Here is a 5,015-nt window from a genome sequence, read left to right on the forward strand (position 1 = left end):
GAGCAAGCCACTGAGTTTGGGGGCGTGCGGCAATTGGTGGCTCGTCGCTTTCCGTTTATGGTAGGTAAGGTGGTGTTTCTCCCTCTAACCAATGCCAAAGCAGAAGCCTTCGAACTGCAAACGCAAGGCAAACGGCTTGTGGTGAAAGCCACTTCGCCATCGGCTGCTGCTGTGGCACTAAACCATTATCTTAACTATTATTGCCATACAAGCATCTCACGATGTGGCAACAACTGGCCCTCGCATTTTAGTATGGTGCCGCTTGAAAGGGCGGTGAGGTGCACCACACCTTTTAAATATAGGTATGCACTAAACTATTGCACCTATAATTATAGTTACGCTTTTTATCGTTGGCCCGACTTTGAGTGGGAAATAGACTGGATGGCGCTTAATGGTGTGAACCTGATGTTGGCCCCTTTGGGCATGGAAGCCGTATGGAGCGAGACACTTAAGACACTTGGTTTCGATCAAAATGATGTGCAACGATTTATTCCTGGGCCTGCTTATACGGCGTGGTGGCTGATGGGTAACCTTGAAGGATGGGGCGGACCAATGAGCGAATCGCTTATATCCATGCGCCTACAACAGCAAAAACAAATGCTTAAACGCATGCGAGAATTGGGCATTAAACCAGTGGTTCAGGGTTTTCCTGGCATCGTTCCCACCTTCTTTAAAGAGCGTTTCCCACAAGCACACATCATCGAACAAGGCAAATGGGGTAGTTTTCGGCGTCCTTCAGTGCTGTTACCTGGTAACGATGGCGTGTTCGAAAGGGTGGCCGATGCCTATTATAATAGTGTTAAAAAACTGCTTGGGGCCGACTTTGAGTTTCTGGGGGGCGACTTATTTCACGAGGGTGGCATAACCAAAGGGGTAGATGTGGCAAGTGTTGCAGCGCAAGTGCAGAGCCAAATGCTCAAACATTTCCCTCGTGCTAAATGGGTTTTGCAGGGCTGGAACAAAAATCCGTCGCCCCAATTGCTAAGCGCACTCAACAAGCAACACACGCTTTTGGTTAATCTTAGTGGCGAAATTGCCACCTCATGGGAAAGTTCTAACGAGTTTGGTGGCACTCCTTGGCTCTGGGGAAGCGTTAATCACTTTGGCGGAAAGACCGATATGGGCGGACAATTGCCCATCGTCGTAACCGAACCTCATCGTGCATTGGCTCGCACTTCGGACAATGTTATGCAGGGAATTGGCATCCTACCCGAAGGAATTGGCACCAACCCCGTGGTATATCACATGGCTTTACAAACCGCTTGGCATGCAAAGACTCCCGATGTAGACAGTATGCTGGTGCAATATATCGGTGCGCGTTATGGCATTGTTCAGCCTCAACTGCTCGCTGCTTGGCGCATTATGCTCAAATCTGTATATGGAGAGTTTGCTATAAAGGGCGAAGGCACATTCGAATCGGTGTTCTGCGCCCGTCCTTCGCTACACGTTACCAGCGTATCAACATGGGGACCTAAGCAAATGCAATACCAACCGGCCGACCTTTATCGTGCTCTGGGTTTATTTTTAAAAGCTGCACCAACGCTGAAAGATAGCGAAACATATCAATACGACCTTGTTGACCTGGCTCGACAAGCCTTAGCCAACTACGCCCGAACGGCTTATGCCCGCGTGGTACAGGCTTATGAGCAGCGAAACGCGCAACAACTGCAACAGGCTACTCGGCATTTTGAACACCTCATCATGCTGCAAGACAGTTTATTGCTAACCAATCGTCACTTCTTACTGGGCAATTGGCTGAAGCAAGCCACGCAATACGCCAACAATGAGGCCGACCGACAGTTGTGCTTACGCAATGCACAAACCCTCATTAGCTACTGGGGACCCGACGAACCCACCACTAAGGTGCACGATTATGCCAATAAGGAGTGGGCTGGTATGCTCTCAACTTACTATCTTGAACGCTGGCAAACCTTCTTCCGCGCACTAAATGCCACGGTAAACACAGGAGATATGCCCTCCATCGACTTCTTCGAAATAGAGAAACGATGGGCCAACACGCCCCAACCCATCAACATCATCCCCCAGGGCGATGCTGTGCAGATGGCCCAACGTGTGCTGCAAACCATCGTTCCGCCCTATCTCAACGCCAGTTTAGACGTGGAAACAAGACTTAACGACTTACTTCCACGAATGACGTTCGACGAAAAGCTGGCTCAAACACGACATATTCACGCCAAACATTATAACGACAATGGAACAGTTAACCTACAAAAGCTGCGCACCAACTTCACCGGCGGACTAAGTTTCGGCTGTTTTGAAGCCTTTCCCTATTCTTCGCAACAATATCTAGCAGCTGTTGCCACCATCCAACGCCAGGCAATGGACAGCACCCGTCTGGGTATTCCCGTCATTCCTGTGCTCGAAGGCATACATGGTGCCGTGCAAGATGGTTGCACTATCTTTCCACAAGCCATTGCCCAAGGGGCAACTTTCAATCCACAACTTGTGGAACGCATGGCTAGACACGTGGGACGAGAGACACAAGCCATAGGGGCAAGACAGATTTTAGCGCCCGATCTCGACCTTGCACGCGAATTAAGATGGGGGCGTGTTGAAGAAACCTTTGGCGAAGACCGATTACTAGTGGCGCAAATGGCACTGGCTTATGCCAAGGGTATTCAGCAAGAGGGTTGCATTCCCACACTAAAACACTTTGTGGCACATGGCACTCCGCAAGGCGGACTTAACCTAGCGTCGGTTAAAGGCGGGCAACGAGAGCTGCTCGATGTATTTGTGCGCCCATTTGCACACGTTATTTCGCGCACCCTTCCAGGCTCGGTGATGAACTGTTACAGTGCTTACGACAACGAAGCCATCACGGCTTCGCCCTTCTTCTTGCGCCAACTGCTACGCGACAGCCTACATTTTCGCGGTTATGTGTACAGCGATTGGGGCTCCATTCCTATGCTTAGATATTTTCATCACACCGCCGAAACCGAACGCGAAGCTGCTAAACAGGCCATCGAAGCTGGCGTTGACCTTGAAGCGGGTAGCGACTACTACCGCACAGCCAAACAAATGGTTGACGAAGGCGAACTCGATGCCACACTCATTGATAGTGCTGCAGCCAATGTTTTGCGCACAAAACTAGCCGCAGGACTATTTGAAGACGCTCGTCCCGACACGCTTTCCTGGCGCAAACGCATACATACTGCTGCTGCAGTGGCCACAGCTAGACAAATGGCCGACGAGAGTTTGGTGCTCTTAGAAAACCCCAACGCTCTGCTTCCGCTCGATATTAAAACGCTTAAACGCATTGCTGTGGTTGGCCCAAATGCCAACCAAGTGCAGTTTGGCGACTACTCGTGGACGGCCGATAACCGCTATGGCATCACGCCTTTGGCTGGTATTCGTCAATATTTGCAAGGCAAAGGCATAGATATAGACTATGTTAAGGGCTGCGATTATTATTCGCCAAAAGCCGATTCCATTAAGCACGCCTTACAACTAGCTGCTCAAGCCGACCTCACCATTGCCGTTGTGGGCACGCAAAGCATGCTATTGGCGCGCGCTTCGCAACCCTCTACCAGTGGCGAAGGTTACGACTTATCCGAACTTACTTTGCCCGGCGTGCAACAACAACTCATTGATAGTCTTGTGGCCTTGGGCAAACCGCTGGTGGTTGTGCTGGTTACTGGTAGGCCGTTGATAACAGAGAGCTTCCGACAACGTGTTGGCGCACTCGTTGTGCAATGGTATGGTGGCGAACAAGCTGGCCTTTCGTTGGCCCGAATGCTCTTTGGCGAGTTCTCTCCATCGGGGCGTTTGCCCGTGTCGTTCCCTAAAAGCGTGGGCCAACTGCCTGTATATTACAATGCTTTGCCCACAGACAAGGGCTATTACAACAAAAAAGGAACGAAAGAAAAGCCTGGTCGCGACTACGTTTTTTCCGACCCCTACCCTGCTTACCCCTTTGGATTTGGTCTTTCTTACACCACGTTCCACTATCGTGCACTGCAACTTTCGCACCATACAGCCAACGAAAAAGACACCGTTGAACTGCGGTTCGTGGTGCGCAACAATGGTAAACGGCGGGCTATGGAGGTGGCGCAACTCTACGTTCGCCAACTTAAAAGTTCGGTGGGCACACCTGTTAGGCAGCTTTACGATTTTCAAAAACGCAACATTGACGCTGCAAAAGAAGTGGTTTTCACACTGCGTTTGCCCATTGCCGAACTGTATCTGCACAACAGAAACATGCAACGCGTGGTGGAACCGGGCCGTTATGAGCTGCTCGTTGGCGCTTCATCGGCCGACATTCGCCTTCGCGACACGCTCAACGTGATAGGGTTAAGCTCGCAAAAAACCGTTTACAACACGCCCAACACGGCGAGACAAACCAGTTCAAACCCACAAGTCAATCAGTCGTCTACAGCCAAGACCATCCAGGTTGCAGGCGTGGTAAGAAACGTTCAGGCCTTCTTACTGGCTGGAGTAAAAGTTAAGGCAGATGGCAAAACGGTTCAAACAAACGCTCGTGGCGAATATTCGCTCACCGCACGCATTGGGTCCACCCTCCAATTTATTCTTCCTGGCTATCGCACCGAAACGCTAATGGTGAAAGAAAACGGACTCTTTGACGTGGAGTTGACACCAGAAACGCCGTAAAAAAGAACTGCATTCGGTATGTTTATCTCTTAAATACTCAAATTATTGAAGTCTCAAACGCGTAGTAAAACAACAACAGCTACGCTTATAACATTTATTTCCTTACATTATTCTTTGCTCCTTACATGGGGCAAAGAATAATAAGCAGGAGCAAACGATTGCTTCTATCCAACATTAGCCATGTGTTAATGTTTTAACTCAAATCGATCATTAGACCATAATGTTTCCAGAAATCTTGCTTTTGTGTTGTTTCCTAACATCTTTTATTTTCTTGTTACCCTCTTCTCTGCCTTTTCAACTTGCCGTAGCCCGCTACGCCTGCGTTAAAAAGACAGGCAATCTGCTCGACAATAAAACAAAATCTGTTTAAGCTCTAATGACCGATT

1 protein-coding gene is annotated in these 5,015 nt (G+C 49.4%); it reads left to right on the plus strand.

From position 1 onward, the window contains the following. A partial coding sequence (locus QME03_RS05635; RefSeq protein WP_281723742.1) for an alpha-N-acetylglucosaminidase TIM-barrel domain-containing protein occupies positions 1-4,629 on the plus strand: 4,629 nt, incomplete at its 5' end. Positions 4,630-5,015: the final 386 nt, after the last annotated feature.

Origin of the sequence: Hoylesella shahii (genome assembly GCF_937990675.1) — a bacterium.
GTDB classification, from domain to species: Bacteria; Bacteroidota; Bacteroidia; order Bacteroidales; family Bacteroidaceae; genus Prevotella; species Prevotella shahii.